The sequence below is a fragment of the Ferribacterium limneticum genome (assembly GCF_020510585.1).
Lineage (GTDB): Bacteria > Pseudomonadota > Gammaproteobacteria > Burkholderiales > Rhodocyclaceae > Azonexus.
The window spans coordinates 859,205-874,429 of sequence record NZ_CP075190.1 but is presented as its reverse complement, the minus strand read 5'-3'; the positions used below and the strand labels follow the sequence as shown (position 1 = coordinate 874,429).

The window sequence follows — 15,225 nt, the reverse complement described above, 5'->3', positions numbered from 1 at the left end:
CCTGTCGTTTTAGAACTCTTCCCACTCGTCATCAGGCACGGCGTGCGCCGGCATCTTGACGGAGGAGATGTTCCGTGGAGCAGCTACAGCCAGCTGCAGGGGAGGAGCACTTTTTCCGCCATGGCGCATGCTCTGCAACAATCCGATGACCCGCGCCGATCTATTCGAAAACTCGCCGGAGATTTGCGCCCGTGCGCCATCACTATTGCCCGCCAATTGGGTACGTATTACATCCGCCGCACAACGATGGAAGCCCGCATGCTCGCCCTTGAGTTCGGTATATCCTGCATTGCCACGCAACGCGCGACCATCGCCGTGAATCCAGCAGCCGAGAGCACACTGGTCGTCACGACCAACTACAGCCGGATCAAGCTGTTCTCCACCACCTGCCACGTAATCAAGCAGGCGTTGCTTCCATTTGCCATGCGCGGCTATCGCGCCATCAAAGTCCAGCCCGGCAAGTTCTGCCTGCCCTTGAATAACCAGTCCACCAGAAAGACGGAATACAGCGACCGACTCTGCCAGGTTACGTGCCTGTTCTTCCAGGCTTTCGGCTGCTGCAGCTGCCTGCTCGACCAGTGCGGCATTTTGCTGAGTCATTTCATCCATCTGCCCTACTGCAAAACCAACCTGCTCTATACCCGCCGTCTGTTCACGGCTGGCATTAGAAATATCGGACATGATCCTGGCTACACGCTGGATGCTCGCCACAACCTCACCCATGGTTTGCCCCGCCTGATCGACCAAACGTCCACCGGTTTGCACCTTTTCGACGGAGTCGGAAATCAGGGTCTTGATTTCCTTGGCCGCTGCTGCGCTGCGCTGGGCGAGATTTCGTACCTCAGTCGCCACCACGGCAAAACCGCGACCCTGCTCTCCGGCGCGAGCCGCTTCAACCGCTGCATTGAGCGCCAAGATGTTGGTCTGGAAAGCGATACCGTCGATAACGCTGATGATGTCGGAAATCCTGTTTGAGGCCTGATGAATTGCCCCCATGGTTTCCACTACCTGCCCAACCACCTTCCCGCCTTTTTCTGCCACCCGCTGCGCACTGTTCGCCAGTTCGTTAGCCTGGCGGGCGTTGTCGGCATTCTGTTTAACCGTGCTGGTCAGTTGCTCCATGCTCGAGGCCGTTTCTTCAAGGCTCGACGCCTGCTGCTCGGTGCGCCCCGAAAGATCCTGGTTGCCGCTGGCAATTTCCTGTGCAGCTATATTGATCGCATCTGTTGCGCTCTTTATCGAGAAAATAATCTCCTGCAGGTTGTCGACCGTGACATTGGCATCATCCTTCAGCCGGCCAAGGACACCTTGATATTCGGTGTCGATCTTGCGGGTCAGGTCACCTTGCGAAAGACGGGTCAACATGGCTCCGACATCGCCCAAGGCCTGGCTATTCACTTCGAGGAGATCGTTGATGCCAGTAGAAATCTGCCGGAAAAAGCCACTCATCTCACTTGCATCGATACGCCGCGAGAAATCACCGGAAGCCGCAGCCGCAATAATGCTGCTGACCTCTTCCTCAACAGCCACCTCGGCGGTGCGATCAGTCCACTCGACAACCGTACCGAGACGCTCATTCCGCTCGTTGACTATAGGGCTGGCCACCAACTTGAAAGTACGACCACCGACCATTATTTGTGCGCGATGCATGCCCTTGAGTCCAGCCAGCAGCTTGCTCTGATACGCCGTATTCTTGTGATAGATATCGAAATTCGACCCAAGAATTGTATTGGCTCTGAACGACGGCAAATCCTTGCGGATATCAGCCTCGGCAACGCGCATCATTTCAAGTACAGCCGCGTTGCAATATACGATCACACCATCAGGATCGGCAACCATCACGCTATTTGAAGTCACATCCAGGGCTACTTTGATGCGAAGGGCCTCATTGGCCACCTTGCGTTCCGCTGCAGTACGCGCCCTGAGATCGTCCTGCATGCGGCTTAGCGCACTCATTAAATGCGCGGTTTCGTCTTTTCCGCTGACATCAATACTATTTTCCAGATTACCTGCCGCAACCGCATCGGCGACACCGACCGCCTCGTCCAGCGGGCCGGTAATCTTGCGAGTAACCCACAGACCTGCTGGAATCATAATGATCAGTGCCAAGCCTACCATTAGCGACATGATGGTTTGAACACGCGATTTGACCGTGTCTATCTCGGCTACATCCCGAAGATTGTTCTCTTTTTGCAGCTGTAGCATTTCGTCAGCCGCTTCGAACCAGACCTGCATTTTTGGGCGAAAGGCATTGAAGAAATGATCTTCAAGTTCCGGTCGGTTCCCTGCCCTGATCAGCACAAACATCCGGGAAATAGAAACTTCGGCCTCTTTTCTGGCCAGCACGATGCGCTCATGTATTCCCCTCCCGCGCGTCGAGCCCACTGATTCCCCGATCTGTTTTTCGGACTCCATGTAGGCCAGGAGTTCGGCGTTAACCTGCTTCTCCTCACCTAGCTGCTTGTCGATTTCCTCATGGATCATTGCCGTACGCACATGCCTGTCAATCAACAGATTGCGCGTACGCATGTTGACGGCCAGTTCGGTTTTCTTGATGTTGTTGTTCGCTATGTGATCGACTTTGCCGCTAATCGAATTCAGGCTGAGCCAAGCAATGGCCACAAAGGCGATCATCAGCGCCAAGGCACCGACTGTCGTCATGATCAGACGGGTGCCAATCTTGTAATTGCGTAAATTCAACATGCTACGGCTCCTGAATGAGGGCTGTGCGTTACTCGCTGGCCGAATCGATGAGCGCCATATCAGCACTGGTCATCAGCCGTTCGATATCCGTCACAATCATCATGCGTGAATCGACCGTGGCCAGGCCAAGGATGTATTTAGTATCGAAAGTCCCGGAAAAATCAGGTGCTTGGCGAATCTGCGAGCGCGTCAGAGAAAACACATCAGAAACGCTGTCGACCACAGCGCCGATGACACGCCCGGCAACATTTAGGATGATGACCACAGTGAAGGGGGTGTATTCGATCTTGCCGAGGTTGAACTTGATACGCAGATCAACGACGGGCACGATAATGCCGCGCAGATTGATCACCCCCTTTATAAATGGCGGGGCATTGGCGATCAGCGTTGGCGGCTCGTAGCCTCGAATCTCCTGAACCTTGAGGATATCGATTGCATACTCTTCGCTACCCAAGGTGAAGGTCAGGTACTCACTAGACACCAGGTCTTCTTCGTTTGCCGTGCTGCTGCCATGGCTCATCGTTTCCATCTCTTGCTCCTCAATTCAACCGTCAGCCAACTTCTGCAGACTTGTCTTCGCCATGCCGGCGATGGCCGACACATCCAGAATGAGCGCCACATGGCCATCGCCCATGATGGTCGCGCCGGAAATCCCCTGCACGCGGCGATAGTTTGCCTCCAGGCTCTTGATGACCACCTGGTGCTGTCCAACCAGCGCATCAACGAAGAGCGCGGCCTTAATGCCATCGGCATCAACAACAACCATGATGCCTTGTGCGAAATTGCTCGAATGCGACTTGATATTGAACAATTCGTGCAATACCACGACGGGCAGATACTCGCCGCGAACCTGAATGACGCGTGCCTGATTGGATAGCGTCTTGATGTCGCCAGTCTGTGGCTGAAACGACTCCATCACATAGGAAAGGGGCAAAATGTAGGTCTGGTCACCAACAGCGATGGACATTCCATCGAGAATGGCCAATGTCAGCGGCAAACGAACCGTCATCCGCGTGCCGACACCCAACATCGATTCAATCTCTACGCGCCCCCCCATAGACTGAATATTGCGGCGGACGACATCCATTCCCACGCCACGCCCCGATACGTCAGTCACCTGATCGGCCGTTGAGAAGCCTGCTTCGAAAATAAGATTAAAAACATCGGAATCAGTCATCTGATCGGAAACCGGTAGTCCGCGCTCACGAGCCTTGGCCAATATCTTGTTGCGTGGCAAGCCAGCCCCATCGTCACCCACCTCGATGACGATATTCCCGCCCTGATGGTAGGCCTTCAAGGTAATAGTCCCGACTGGACTCTTGCCTGCGGCAATCCGCGTTTCCGGCAATTCGATACCGTGATCCAGGCTATTGCGAATCAGGTGAGTCAGCGGATCGGCAATCCGCTCGATTAGCCCCTTATCGAGTTCAGTGGTTTCTCCGGATGTCTTCAACTCGACCTGCTTGCCTAACTTGCCTGAAAGATCACGGACCACGCGCGGAAAACGTGAAAACACGAAGGAAATCTGCATCATCCGGATGGACATTACCGATTCCTGCAAATCGCGGGTATTGCGCTCCAGTTGAGCCAAGCCGTTGACCAGACGCTCCGGCGCGCCTTCCTGCATCTGCGCTGCCGACTGGAGCAGCATGGCCTGCGTGATGACCAGTTCGCCAACCAGATTGATCAACTGGTCGACTTTCTCGACACTGACGCGAATCGACGAATCTCCCGCCGCCGTTGGGGTCGCCGACTTGGCTGCACGAGGAAGCGGTTCACTTGCTTTCTTTTCCGCAGGCATCTGAGCCGAAGCGCCACCAGTTGAGGTGACAGACGAAACAGGCTGCACCTGAGCAGGAACAGGTAGCAGCGGCTCAAAAAACCCGAATCCATCCCCCTCCTCGGCCAAGGGCTGTGCACAAGCATGAGAAGGGAGCGGCGCGAAGAAGCCGTAGCCATCTTCATCTTCGCTCAAGGCGGCATTGACGGCAGACACGCTGCCACCGGCCTGTGGCAGCGGATCGAAAAACCCATACGAATCATCTTCGGCCACTGTTGCCCCAGGAACAGCAGGAGCGCTTGTCGAAGCATCCAACGGGGCAAAGAAACCATAACCGGGGTCTTCCACTGGCGCCCCTGGCGAATCCCCAAAGAAACCGAAAGCCCCCCCCTCGTCGTCGGCTGCAGTTTCTTCAACTACACGCCATGCACCATTCTCCGCAATAAAATCAATTTGATCAGAAAAGGCATCCGGACCAGCCGCGGTAAGCAACCGAAGCTGCCAGTAGCCGACATTGTTCATATCAGATGCCGGCTGACTCAGTATTTCCAAAGCTCCCAGAGAGCGCAGCTCATCGAGAAGATTGGAAACACCGTGGCCGCGGGCTGACACATCGGTCGGGACAAACTGGATATCGAAAGTACGCTTGCTAACAAGGTTTTCCTGAGCGCTTGCCACATTGACTGACATCGCACGGGACGGCGGCGCGACAGGCGCAGCATCGTCAGCCGACAACTGACGAAGGCGAGCACAAATCGACTCAACTCGCTTTGGATCGACCACTCCTCGCCCCTGATGGGCCTCGAGCATGTCGCGCAGCAGATCGCCTGATTCAAGAAAGGCGTCCACCATATCGGCCCGCAATCCCAGCTCCTGCTTGCGAATGCGGTCGAGCAGGTTCTCCAGGATGTGAGTCGTCTCGGCCAGATCTGTAAAGCCGAACGTTCCCGCACTTCCCTTGATGGAGTGAGCAGCGCGAAAAATGGCATTGAGTTGCTCTGAATCCGGATTTTCGACGTCCAGTTCAAGCAGCAGCCCTTCCATTGTTGCCAAGTGCTCTGCCGATTCCTCAAAAAATACCTGGTAGAACTGACTCATATCGATAGTCATGCCACCCCCTGATCTCGGCACCTACAAATGGAAGACCGAAAATTGAATGCAAAAGACCTGCCCTGTTACAGGTCCGCCGGCTTCGCTTAGCCGATCACCTTGCGTACGACTTCAATCAGTTTTTGGGGGTCGAAGGGCTTGACCAGCCAACCGGTGGCACCGGCTGCACGCCCTTGCGATTTCATCGCATCCGAAGACTCGGTAGTCAGCATCAGAATGGGGGTCGATGCGTACTGCGGCAGTCCCCGAAGACTTTTTATCAAGGTCAGCCCATCCATCCGAGGCATGTTCTGGTCAGTCAAAACCAGATTGATACTTTTGGTTTTGGCTTTGTCGAGGCCATCCTGCCCATCGACGGCTTCAACCACGTCGTAACCGGCACTCTTCAAGGTAAAGGAGACCATCTGACGGATGGATGCGGAGTCGTCAACTGCAAGAATGGTTTTTGCCATTTTTTCCTCGTGAAAAATCAGAACAACGCAACTCCGCCGCTGGCGAAGCCGGTTTGACCAACAGGATTATTGTCCATTTTTTGCGAAGCGACACTGGTTTTTTGCGAAATATGGTCAACGTGCGAATAGATGACCGAGAGAGGAGCCTATATTTCCGGCTGATCCTTGTTTTCCCGGGATGGCTTGCCAACGCTGGCAGGGATCGGCCCAGTTCGATCAAACGAAGCTTTCTGTTGCCGCTTGATGGTGCAAGTCACTTGGCGCAAGACACCGACCTGCTATCCGGCGGTACCTTTTCCACTGGCAGGCAGCTTTAAACCCTCTGGAAGGAGCCCCTCCTCGCCGGACTCGGACTCGGGCCCTTCTTCCTGCAAAATGGCAAGCTCTGTCTTGCGATTCAGGACAACGATACTGATTCTGCGATTAACAGAATTCAGCGGGTCGTTTTTGTCGAAAAGAACTGTCGAAGCGAGGCCGACAACACGTATGACCTTGCTGTCGTCCATGCCACCAAGGACCAACTCGCGCCGGGACGCATTCGCCCGATTGGCAGAGAGCTCCCAGTTTGAGAAGCCCTTTTCGCCACCCGAAAACTGCGATGCATCGGTGTGTCCGGCCAGACTGATTCTATTTGCAACCCCGTTCAGCGCCTGACCGATCTGGCGCAGGATATCGCGCGTGTAAGGCTTGAGGTCCGCGCTACTGGAATCAAACATCGGCCGGTTCTGCTCGTCGATGATCTGGATGCGCAGGCCCTCGGAGGTTATATCAAGCAGCATCTGCTTCTTGAACTGAGCCAACTGCGGGCTTTGCTCGATCATTTTTTCGATATCGGCCTTCAGGCTCTCCAGGCGCTCCTGCTCCTTGCGGCGAAACTCGGCCTGAGCCTCCTTGGAGAATGAAGTCGATTTCTTGGCCTCGACATCGCCGCGCTTGACTTGCCCGGCCTGACGCGTCAAATCCTTCCCGCCTCCCTGAAGGACGCTGGTCGCATCGCCCGAACCACTACCGCCCTGCATGGAAACTTTCAGGGGATTCTGAAAATGATCGGCAATCCCCTGAAGGTCACCTTTGGCAGTCGAGCCAAGCAGCCACATCAACAGGAAGAAGGCCATCATTGCCGTCACGAAGTCGGCATAGGCGATCTTCCAGGCGCCACCATGCGCTCCGCCGGCAACAACCTTCTTGCGCTTGATTATTATGGGGCGTGTCGAATCGTCGCTCATCGTATTTATCTAATGACTGGCGACATGCTATTTGCCTTTGCGAGCTTTCAGCTCTTCCTCTAGTTCGATGAAGCTGGGGCGTTCGTGCGAACCCAGCGTCTTGCGACCGAACTCGATAGCCACCTGTGGCGCATAGCCGGACATGGAGGCCAATAGAACCATCTTGATAGTCTTGTAGATCGTCGCCCCTTCGGCGGCCTTTTGCTCCAGCAGTTTGGCAACCGGCTCGACGAAGCCGTAGGAAATCAGAATACCGAGAAAGGTTCCGACCAGCGCCCCACCGATCATTTTTCCCAGTACGGCCGGTGGGCTGCCCACCGATCCCATCACGTTCACAACCCCCATCACCGCCACCACGATACCGAAGGCCGGCACTGCACCGGCAATACTGGACACGACATGACCTGGTTCGGCCGCCTCGTGGTGATGGGTTTCCAGCTCGACATCCATCAAGCTTTCGATTTCAACCGTATTCAGATTCCCGCCGACCATCATTCGAAGGTAGTCGCAGGTAAATTCCATCACATGATGATCATGCACAAGGTTCGGATATTTGCTGAAAATCGGGCTGGCTTCGGGATTTTCGATATCGCCTTCGATGGACATCAAACCTTCCTTGCGCACTTTGCCAAGAATCTCGAAAAGCATGGCCAAGGCATCGACATAGAATGCCTTGTTGTATTTTGATCCTTTGAGAATGCCAGGAACGGCGCCAACCGTCGCCTTGATGATCTTGATGTCATTGGCCGCGACGAAGTAACCGATGGTCAAACCGATAATCGCGACGTACTCGGTCGGTACCCAGAGCGCGAGGAGACTCCCGTGCAGTGCATACGTTCCCAGCGCCGAGGCCAGAATGATGACGTAACCAACAATCAGAAACATGCAAAGCCCCCTGTCGCGCCAGCAAAAACCAGCGCAGATCCGCCCAGTAATTGGTTTTCGCTATTGTAGCCACTTGAATTGCCGGAGTGCAAAGAAAGAGAGAGCCGACTTGGCGCATCTTCGGCTTGGCAGAATACCCGGTGGTAGACTGAAGCACATTACGACATCGATCCACAGCCCATGATCCAATACTGCAACCACTGCGGCGCGCATGTAAGCTTGGCCATTCCTCCGGGAGATTCGCTACCGCGACACGTCTGTGATGCGTGCGGACACATCCATTATGAAAACCCCCGCCTGGTAGTCGGTTGCGTCGCTGAATGGGAGGATCGAATCCTGCTCTGCCGGCGTGCCATCGAACCACGACACGGTTTCTGGACGCTTCCCGCAGGCTTTATGGAGAACGGGGAAACCACCGCGCAGGCAGCGGCTCGGGAAACACACGAAGAAGCGGGAGCCAGGATTCTGATTGATGCGCCGTTTGCCATGATCAGCATCGCCCATATCAACCAGGTCCATCTGTTCTATCGCGGCCGCATGAGCAGCCCGCATTTTGCTCCTGGCGAGGAGAGTCTTGAAGTCAGCCTGTGCCATCCTGCGCAGATCCCCTGGAATGAGCTGGCATTTCGCAGCGTCAGCTTGTGCCTTGAACGATATCTAGCCGACCGAGCAAAAGGTGTATTCGGCTTTCACGAAACAGAAATTCCGGCAGCATAGGTTTCATTGCTTTGCCATCCGGTACTCGATCGGGAAGGAAATTGCCAAACGCCGGCCACGCATACCATCCGGCAAAATTGTCAAATTGACCGCCTGCGTAACCATTTCAAGTGCCTGACGATCAAGCACCTCGTAACCGGACGAGATAGCCAGCGAAACTATTGGAGCACCCTGGCCAATCGGCGTGACAACCGCGACCTGGACCACCCCCTCCCAGCCCTTCTCCCGCGCCAGAGGTGGATAGGCTTTGAACTGGCGGGCACTTCGCGCCACATTCAATCGATATTGCCCAATCTCCTCGACTGAAGCTCCTTGCGTATCAGTCGGCGTCACCTCAAGCGAACGGTCTGGCATCGCCTTTTCTGTAATGGCAGGCTCTACGGTCGACCGGAAAAAAGGGCCAAATTTGAAATGCTCTGTCTTCGATTCAGGTAGCGCGCCGGGGCGCCGAACGGCAGCCTGAGCTTTGACCATTACAGTCTGGCGAATTCCGGGCTCAAGCGAGTCATTCCCATCGCGCCGGGCAATCACCGCATTCAAGGCATTCGGTCCAACTCCGGTCATCGTTGTCCGTGGCAGCCCGTCAAGACGGCTCGGAGATATCAACATCACCAGATGCAAAAAAACGGAAATGAGCATGGCACGAATCAGCATGTACCAGTTTTACCGTTCTCGGCACAAAAAACAAACCCCCGATCTGCTAAGCAGATCGGGGGTTTATAGCTGCCATCACTCAAAGAGCGATGCGGTCGACAGCGCTTTACTTGCCGGCCTTGCGTGAATCTTCATCGATCTTGTTGGAGTACATCTTGCCCATGACCGCACCGATGATCAGAACGCCGACGATCACGGCAAAGCTCATCAGTCCAAAATCGCTGCTAAACAAAAGTTCCCACGCCATATGTCACCTCCCAGTAACAAATAAAAAACCAAAAACTACTTCCCCGAGCGCGCCGTCAGGCGCAACGGTTCCACCGAATCAGCCTGCCATTCGCCTTGAAGCCGCCATTGAGCAGCAGGATCCTCAATCGAAACAAGCCAACGCCCAGAGACTTCCGTAGCCAGCTTGCCACTATAGAAGCCCTGTCCTTCCAAAGTCATCCTGACCAACTGGTCCTGCCCGGCCCGCGTTGGATGCGCCAGCTTCAACGTAATCTCCGACGGGAACGCAGCGTCGCTTTCCGCATTCAACAACAGTCGCAAATTCAGGCCTGAACGCATTACATCACCATGCAAGCCAAGGCTGCCCGCCTTTTGGTCGCGCTGCAAGCTCTGGTTTACAGACAATCCCTGCTTGTAATAATCATCAGTCACCAAACCATCGTTACTGACGACAGCCAGCCATAGCGTAATAAATCCTGCGACGATAACAATACCCGGCCCGGCCATCAGAAACCACGGCCAGCGCTCCTTGTACCAAGGTTGATTGTCGTTCTTCAATGTCATTGCGTTACTCATGTCAGGGCATCAGGAATGAGGCCTTTTCGTGAACCGCGATTTTCTCGTGGTTCAGGGCCTTGATATCAAAATAAATGGTGTTCGCGCCTTTTTTCCCGGACTCCGGCGGCACACGAACGACGATGGTTACTTCATGGTTCTCGGCACTGGCAACCTCGACGATACGGTCACCAACAATCTCCACCCCCTCCATGCCTTCGACCGACAAGGCATAACGCTTGGGCTCTTCCGTGGTATTCATGACTTTCAAGTTATAGACGTTTTCAATACGCCCATCATCAGCCTCTCGCGCCAGAAGAGAACGGTCGCGAATCACATCCACCTTCAAGGGCACACGCACCGCCAGGGACCAGATTGCTGCAATCGTGATAGCCGTCAGAATCGTTGTGTAAAGGATGATCCGTGGCCGAACAAGATGCGCAATCACCTCCTTCGAGGTGAAATGCTTCGCCAGCGCATTCTCAGTAGTATAGCGGATCAATCCCCGGGGCAATCCCAGCTTGTCCATTACCGGGTCACAAGCATCAATACAGGCCCCGCAACCAATACATTCATATTGCTGCCCCTTGCGAATATCGATGCCGGTCGGGCAAACCACCACGCACAACCCGCAGTCCACACAATCTCCTTGGCCGGACGCCTTTGCATCCACGGCTTTTTTGCGGGCGCCGCGCGGCTCCCCACGTTCCGGGTCGTAAGTGATGATCAGCGTATCGGGATCGAACATAACCCCCTGAAAACGTGCATACGGGCACATATACTTGCAAACCTGTTCCCGAAGAAAACCGGCCTGCATATAACAAAAACCACCATAAAATAAGGTCCAGAACAGCTCCCACCCGGAAAACCCAAAAGGCAGCGCTGCAAGCAACTCGCTTACTGGCGTGAAATAGGCGACCAGCGTAAACCCAGTCCATAGCGAGATCAGCAACCATATGGCGTGCTTCACGGCCTTCAGACGAAACTTTCTAGCCGTCATCGGCGCCTTGTCCAACTTCATGCGCGCCGAACGATCTCCTTCGACCTTGTTTTCGACCCACATGAATATTTCGGTATATACGGTCTGCGGACATGCATACCCGCAGAACAAGCGCCCGGCTATCGCAGTAAACAAGAACAGCGCATAAGCAGAAACGATAAGCAGCAAGGCCAGGTAGAACACATCCTGGGGCCACAAGACAAGGCCAAACAAATAGAATTTTCGTTCAACCAGATGCAGCAAAACGGCCTGACGACCATTCCACTCCAGCCACGGTACGCAGTAAAAAAGAATTTGCGTAACCCAGACCAGAACCCATCGCCAGTTATTCCACCATCCCTTGACGTCACGGATATAGACCTTTTTGTGTTTCTCGTAAAAAGAAACTTCTGCCAGGGTATCGGCAGATTTGGCGTGAGAGCTGTTACTAGAGGGTTCCGTCATGGTCTTATCCGTATCTAAATTGCGCTGAACTTGCAATGCGGGCGTTTTTCAACGCAATTTAGATACAAATCAGTATTTTCAAATACAAAAGAAAAACGGGGCGGCTAGGCCGCCCCGTTTCGGCCAATTACTTGGCGCCTTGACTCAGGCTAATCACGTAAGCTGACAGCAGATGCACCTTGGCGTCGCCCAGGAATTCCTTCCAGGCAGGCATCTGGTTCTGACGACCCTTGGTAATCGTTTCAGTGATGGTCGCTTCTGAAGAACCATACAACCAAATCTTGTCAGTCAGGTTAGGAGCACCAACAGCATGCATGCCATGGGCGTCCATTCCGTGACAACCAACGCAACCAGCAGATTCAAAGGTTTCCTTACCCTTGGCAGCGCGGACGGAGTCATTCGGCAGACCAGACAGCGAACGGACGTAGTTGGCCAGATCCTTGATGCTATCTGCACCCAACTGCTCATGCGGTGGCATCACGCCCACACGACCGTTGGAAATGGTTTCCTTGATCTGCTCCGGCTCGCCGCCATACTGCCAGTCAGCGTCGGTCAGATTCGGGAAGCCCTTGGCACCACGCGCATCAGCACCGTGACACTGCATACAGTAGGTCAGATACAGGCGCTTACCCATTTCCATGGCTTGCTTGTCGCCGGCCACAGCCTTGACATCCATGGCCATGAACTTGTCAAACAAAGGCTTGACCGTGGCATCCATCTTGTCGACTTCTGCCTTGTGCTGACCGCCGGACGTCCAACCCAGCATGCCCTTGTAGTTACCCAGGCCCGGATACAGCGCGAGATAAACGAAGGCGAAAACCACGGTGATGATGAACATCCAACTCCACCATTTGGGCATCGGATTGTTGTATTCCTCCAATGTTTCATCCCAAACGTGCCCCATCGTCTTGCCTGGGGTGAAGGTCGCCTTGCCCTGCATGTAGAGAAGAATTGCGCAGGCGAGAATACTACCCACCACAATCACAATCACGTACATGTTCCAAAAATCGCTAACAAAATCGCTCATTTGCTTTCCTTTTTTCAGCGGGGGTGCGACGGCTTTGACGCCTCACCCTGATCATCATGCTCCGCGAACGGCAAGTTGGCAGCTTCCTCAAACCCCTTCTTGCTACCCTTGCCGTAGGCCCACCCCACGATCCCCAGGAAGCAAAGCAACCCGACAACCGTAACGATGGAACGCAGATCGTTGATGTCCATGGCTATTACTTGACGTTCTTCAGTGCCGTACCCATGCCCTGCAGGTACGCAATCAGGACGTCGAGTTCGGTCTTGTCGCCGATAGCTGCCTTGGCACCCTTGATCTCTTCATCAGAGTAGGTAGGAATACCGCGGACATTGGCGTAGGTGCGCATGACCTGCATCTTCTTCTCGATATCGGCGCCAACCGAATCCTTGGCCTTGGTGTTCCCCAGGAAGGCGAAAGCAGGCATGTTGGACTCGGGAACGACGTCACGAGGATTGATCAGGTGAGCACGCTGCCACTCGTCAGAGTAACGACCGCCAACGCGATGGATATCAGGACCGGTACGCTTGGAGCCCCACTGGAACGGGTGATCATAAACGTACTCGCCCGCAACTGAGTAGTGACCGTAGCGCTCGGTTTCGGCACGGAACGGACGAATCATCTGCGAATGGCAGTTGTAGCAGCCTTCACGGATATAAACGTCGCGACCAGCAAGACGCACAGCATCGTACGGCTTGGTGCCTTCAACCGGAGTTGTGGTGGATTTCTGGAAGAACAGCGGAACAATTTCCAGTAAACCACCCCAGATCACAACCAACAGCGTAAGAATGATAAGGAGCGTTACGCTCTTTTCAATTTGTTCGTGTTTGAGCATTGTTATTCCCCCCTAATCAGGCGTGATGACCAACCGGAACGATCACCGGCGTGTCCTTGGTGTTGCCACCAGCCATGGTCTTGAACATGTTGTAGGCCATGATCAGCATACCGCCCAGGAACAGAACACCACCCAACCAACGGATCGCCCAGAACGGGTAGGATCCCTTGACGGACTCTACGAAGCTGTAAGCCAGCGTGCCGTCAGCATTAACTGCACGCCACATCAGGCCCTGCATAACACCGGAAATCCAGGTAGAAGCGATATAAAGCACAGTACCAATGGTCGCGATCCAGAAGTGGGTCGTCATCAGCTTGGTGCTATACATTTCGGTCTTGCCAAAAAGCTTCGGCAGCAGGTAGTACATGGAGCCGATGGAAACCATCGCCACCCAGCCAAGAGCACCGGAGTGCACGTGACCAACAGTCCAGTCCGTGTAGTGCGACAGCGCATTGACCGTCTTGATCGACATCATCGGGCCTTCAAACGTGGACATACCGTAGAAGGAGAGCGAGGTGATCAGGAACTTCAGGACAGGATCGTCGCGCAGCTTATGCCAGGCGCCGGACAGGGTCATGATACCGTTGATCATGCCCCCCCAGGACGGAGCCAGCAGAATCAGCGAGAAGACCATACCGACAGACTGAGTCCAGTCAGGCAGAGCGGTGTAATGCAGATGGTGAGGGCCCGCCCACATGTACGTGAAGATCAGCGCCCAGAAGTGGACCACGGACAGGCGATAGGAGTAAACCGGGCGACCAGCTTGTTTCGGCACGAAGTAGTACATCATGCCGAGGAAGCCGGCTGTCAGGAAGAAGCCCACAGCGTTGTGGCCATACCACCACTGAATCATGGCATCCTGAACACCAGCGTAGGCCGAATAGGACTTCAGGTATGAGACCGGCAACGCGGCGCTATTACCCAGGTGCAACAGGGCAACGGCGATGATCATCGCGCCAAAGAACCAGTTCGCCACATAAATGTGGGAAACGGTCCGCTTGCCAATGGTGCCGAAGAAAACAATTGCGTAGGAAACCCAGACCAGCGTGATCAGGATATCAATTGGCCATTCCAGCTCGGCATATTCCTTACCCTGGGTAATACCTAGGGGCAAAGTAATTGCTGCCAACAGAATGACAAGTTGCCAACCCCAGAAAGTAAATGGAATCAGCGGACCACCCCACAAGCGGGTGTGCCCGGTGCGCTGAACACACCAGTAAGACGTTGCAAACAGAGCGCAGCCACCAAACGCGAAAATAACTGCGTTGGTATGCAACGGGCGTAAACGGCCAAAGTGCAGGAAGCCAATATTCAGCTCCGGCCAGACCAACTGCGCGGCAATGATGACACCAACCAGCATGCCAACAATGCCCCAAATAACAGTCATGACAGCGAATTGCCGTACGACTTTATCGTTATATGTGGTTTTCGTTCCAGACATGAACCCACCTCTCGTAAAGAAAAAACGGAATGCCCACCTCCCTTAACCCAAGGGGGCACATGGAAAGCGATGTTATTCTAGTTCAGCGGCGGTGTTTTGACCTAGATCAACCTACCTATTATCTAAGGCAGATAGTCCGAAATATCTAGGTGCAGCGCTTGACACGCGGGG

General features: G+C 54.4%; 15 protein-coding genes. 1 reads left to right on the top strand and 14 read right to left on the bottom strand.

The window, feature by feature from the left end; translation table 11 throughout:
* Positions 1-9 precede the first annotated feature (9 nt).
* The 6 genes from KI613_RS21275 to motA all read right to left on the bottom strand — a co-directional run bounded on the left by KI613_RS21275 (position 10) and on the right by motA (position 8,156).
* A complete protein-coding gene (locus tag KI613_RS21275) occupies positions 10-2,703 on the bottom strand; it encodes a methyl-accepting chemotaxis protein (protein WP_319004088.1) in 2,694 nt (897 codons plus the stop codon).
* A gap of 28 nt (positions 2,704-2,731) precedes the next feature.
* Entirely contained in the window at positions 2,732-3,232 is a 501-nt protein-coding gene (locus KI613_RS04165) for a chemotaxis protein CheW (protein WP_226403953.1), read from the bottom strand.
* A 15-nt stretch (positions 3,233-3,247) separates the two neighbouring features.
* Positions 3,248-5,593 (bottom strand): chemotaxis protein CheW, encoded by a 2,346-nt coding sequence (locus KI613_RS04160; protein ID WP_226403952.1) that lies wholly within the window; start codon positions 5,591-5,593, stop codon positions 3,248-3,250.
* Between the two features lie 86 nt (positions 5,594-5,679).
* Positions 5,680-6,045, bottom strand: a complete 366-nt coding sequence (locus tag KI613_RS04155; protein WP_226403951.1) for a response regulator — start codon at positions 6,043-6,045, stop codon at positions 5,680-5,682.
* 278 nt (positions 6,046-6,323) lie between these two features.
* Complete coding sequence (gene motB, locus KI613_RS04150) at positions 6,324-7,271, bottom strand: flagellar motor protein MotB (RefSeq protein WP_226403950.1); 948 nt, start codon at positions 7,269-7,271, stop codon at positions 6,324-6,326.
* A 27-nt stretch (positions 7,272-7,298) separates the two neighbouring features.
* Positions 7,299-8,156, bottom strand: a complete 858-nt coding sequence (motA, locus tag KI613_RS04145) for a flagellar motor stator protein MotA (protein WP_226403949.1) — start codon at positions 8,154-8,156, stop codon at positions 7,299-7,301.
* A 183-nt stretch (positions 8,157-8,339) separates the two neighbouring features.
* Between motA and KI613_RS04140 the strand changes: the two genes are divergently transcribed.
* Positions 8,340-8,873 (top strand): NUDIX hydrolase, encoded by a 534-nt coding sequence (locus KI613_RS04140; protein WP_226405681.1) that lies wholly within the window; start codon positions 8,340-8,342, stop codon positions 8,871-8,873.
* A 3-nt stretch (positions 8,874-8,876) separates the two neighbouring features.
* Here the strand turns inward: KI613_RS04140 and KI613_RS04135 are convergent, their stop codons facing one another.
* From KI613_RS04135 to ccoN, 8 genes are all read right to left on the bottom strand, one after another.
* Positions 8,877-9,527 (bottom strand): TonB family protein, encoded by a 651-nt coding sequence (locus KI613_RS04135; RefSeq protein ID WP_226403948.1) that lies wholly within the window; start codon positions 9,525-9,527, stop codon positions 8,877-8,879.
* Between the two features lie 106 nt (positions 9,528-9,633).
* Positions 9,634-9,774: a DUF3149 domain-containing protein gene (locus KI613_RS04130; protein WP_226403947.1), complete on the bottom strand. Its 141-nt coding sequence runs from the start codon at positions 9,772-9,774 to the stop codon at positions 9,634-9,636.
* Positions 9,775-9,809: 35 nt separating this feature from the next.
* The gene (locus tag KI613_RS04125) at positions 9,810-10,319 is read right to left on the bottom strand and encodes a FixH family protein (RefSeq protein WP_226403946.1); all 510 of its coding nucleotides are present in this window, start codon (positions 10,317-10,319) and stop codon (positions 9,810-9,812) included.
* Between the two features lie 13 nt (positions 10,320-10,332).
* Positions 10,333-11,754 carry a cytochrome c oxidase accessory protein CcoG gene (gene ccoG / locus KI613_RS04120; protein WP_226403945.1) on the bottom strand — a complete coding sequence of 474 codons (1,422 nt, stop codon included), beginning with the start codon at positions 11,752-11,754 and terminating at the stop codon, positions 10,333-10,335.
* Between the two features lie 127 nt (positions 11,755-11,881).
* On the bottom strand, positions 11,882-12,781 hold the full coding sequence (gene ccoP, locus KI613_RS04115) for a cytochrome-c oxidase, cbb3-type subunit III (protein ID WP_226403944.1): 900 nt from the start codon (positions 12,779-12,781) through the stop codon (positions 11,882-11,884).
* Positions 12,782-12,795: 14 nt separating this feature from the next.
* Positions 12,796-12,972, bottom strand: a complete 177-nt coding sequence (locus tag KI613_RS04110; RefSeq protein ID WP_226403943.1) for a cbb3-type cytochrome oxidase subunit 3 — start codon at positions 12,970-12,972, stop codon at positions 12,796-12,798.
* A 5-nt stretch (positions 12,973-12,977) separates the two neighbouring features.
* Entirely contained in the window at positions 12,978-13,619 is a 642-nt protein-coding gene (gene ccoO, locus KI613_RS04105) for a cytochrome-c oxidase, cbb3-type subunit II (RefSeq protein WP_226405679.1), read from the bottom strand.
* A 10-nt stretch (positions 13,620-13,629) separates the two neighbouring features.
* Positions 13,630-15,054 (bottom strand): cytochrome-c oxidase, cbb3-type subunit I, encoded by a 1,425-nt coding sequence (ccoN, locus tag KI613_RS04100; protein WP_226403942.1) that lies wholly within the window; start codon positions 15,052-15,054, stop codon positions 13,630-13,632.
* Between the last annotated feature and the right edge of the window lie 171 nt (positions 15,055-15,225).

Coding starts and splice junctions, on each gene's coding strand:
- KI613_RS21275 (WP_319004088.1), bottom strand. CDS start 2,703: ATGTTGAATTTACGCAATTACAAGATTGGCACCCGTCTGATCATGACG.
- KI613_RS04165 (WP_226403953.1), bottom strand. CDS start 3,232: ATGGAAACGATGAGCCATGGCAGCAGCACGGCAAACGAAGAAGACCTG.
- KI613_RS04160 (WP_226403952.1), bottom strand. CDS start 5,593: ATGACTATCGATATGAGTCAGTTCTACCAGGTATTTTTTGAGGAATCG.
- KI613_RS04155 (WP_226403951.1), bottom strand. CDS start 6,045: ATGGCAAAAACCATTCTTGCAGTTGACGACTCCGCATCCATCCGTCAG.
- motB (WP_226403950.1), bottom strand. CDS start 7,271: ATGAGCGACGATTCGACACGCCCCATAATAATCAAGCGCAAGAAGGTT.
- motA (WP_226403949.1), bottom strand. CDS start 8,156: ATGTTTCTGATTGTTGGTTACGTCATCATTCTGGCCTCGGCGCTGGGA.
- KI613_RS04135 (WP_226403948.1), bottom strand. CDS start 9,527: ATGCTGATTCGTGCCATGCTCATTTCCGTTTTTTTGCATCTGGTGATG.
- KI613_RS04130 (WP_226403947.1), bottom strand. CDS start 9,774: ATGGCGTGGGAACTTTTGTTTAGCAGCGATTTTGGACTGATGAGCTTT.
- KI613_RS04125 (WP_226403946.1), bottom strand. CDS start 10,319: ATGACATTGAAGAACGACAATCAACCTTGGTACAAGGAGCGCTGGCCG.
- ccoG (WP_226403945.1), bottom strand. CDS start 11,754: ATGACGGAACCCTCTAGTAACAGCTCTCACGCCAAATCTGCCGATACC.
- ccoP (WP_226403944.1), bottom strand. CDS start 12,781: ATGAGCGATTTTGTTAGCGATTTTTGGAACATGTACGTGATTGTGATT.
- KI613_RS04110 (WP_226403943.1), bottom strand. CDS start 12,972: ATGGACATCAACGATCTGCGTTCCATCGTTACGGTTGTCGGGTTGCTT.
- ccoN (WP_226403942.1), bottom strand. CDS start 15,054: ATGTCTGGAACGAAAACCACATATAACGATAAAGTCGTACGGCAATTC.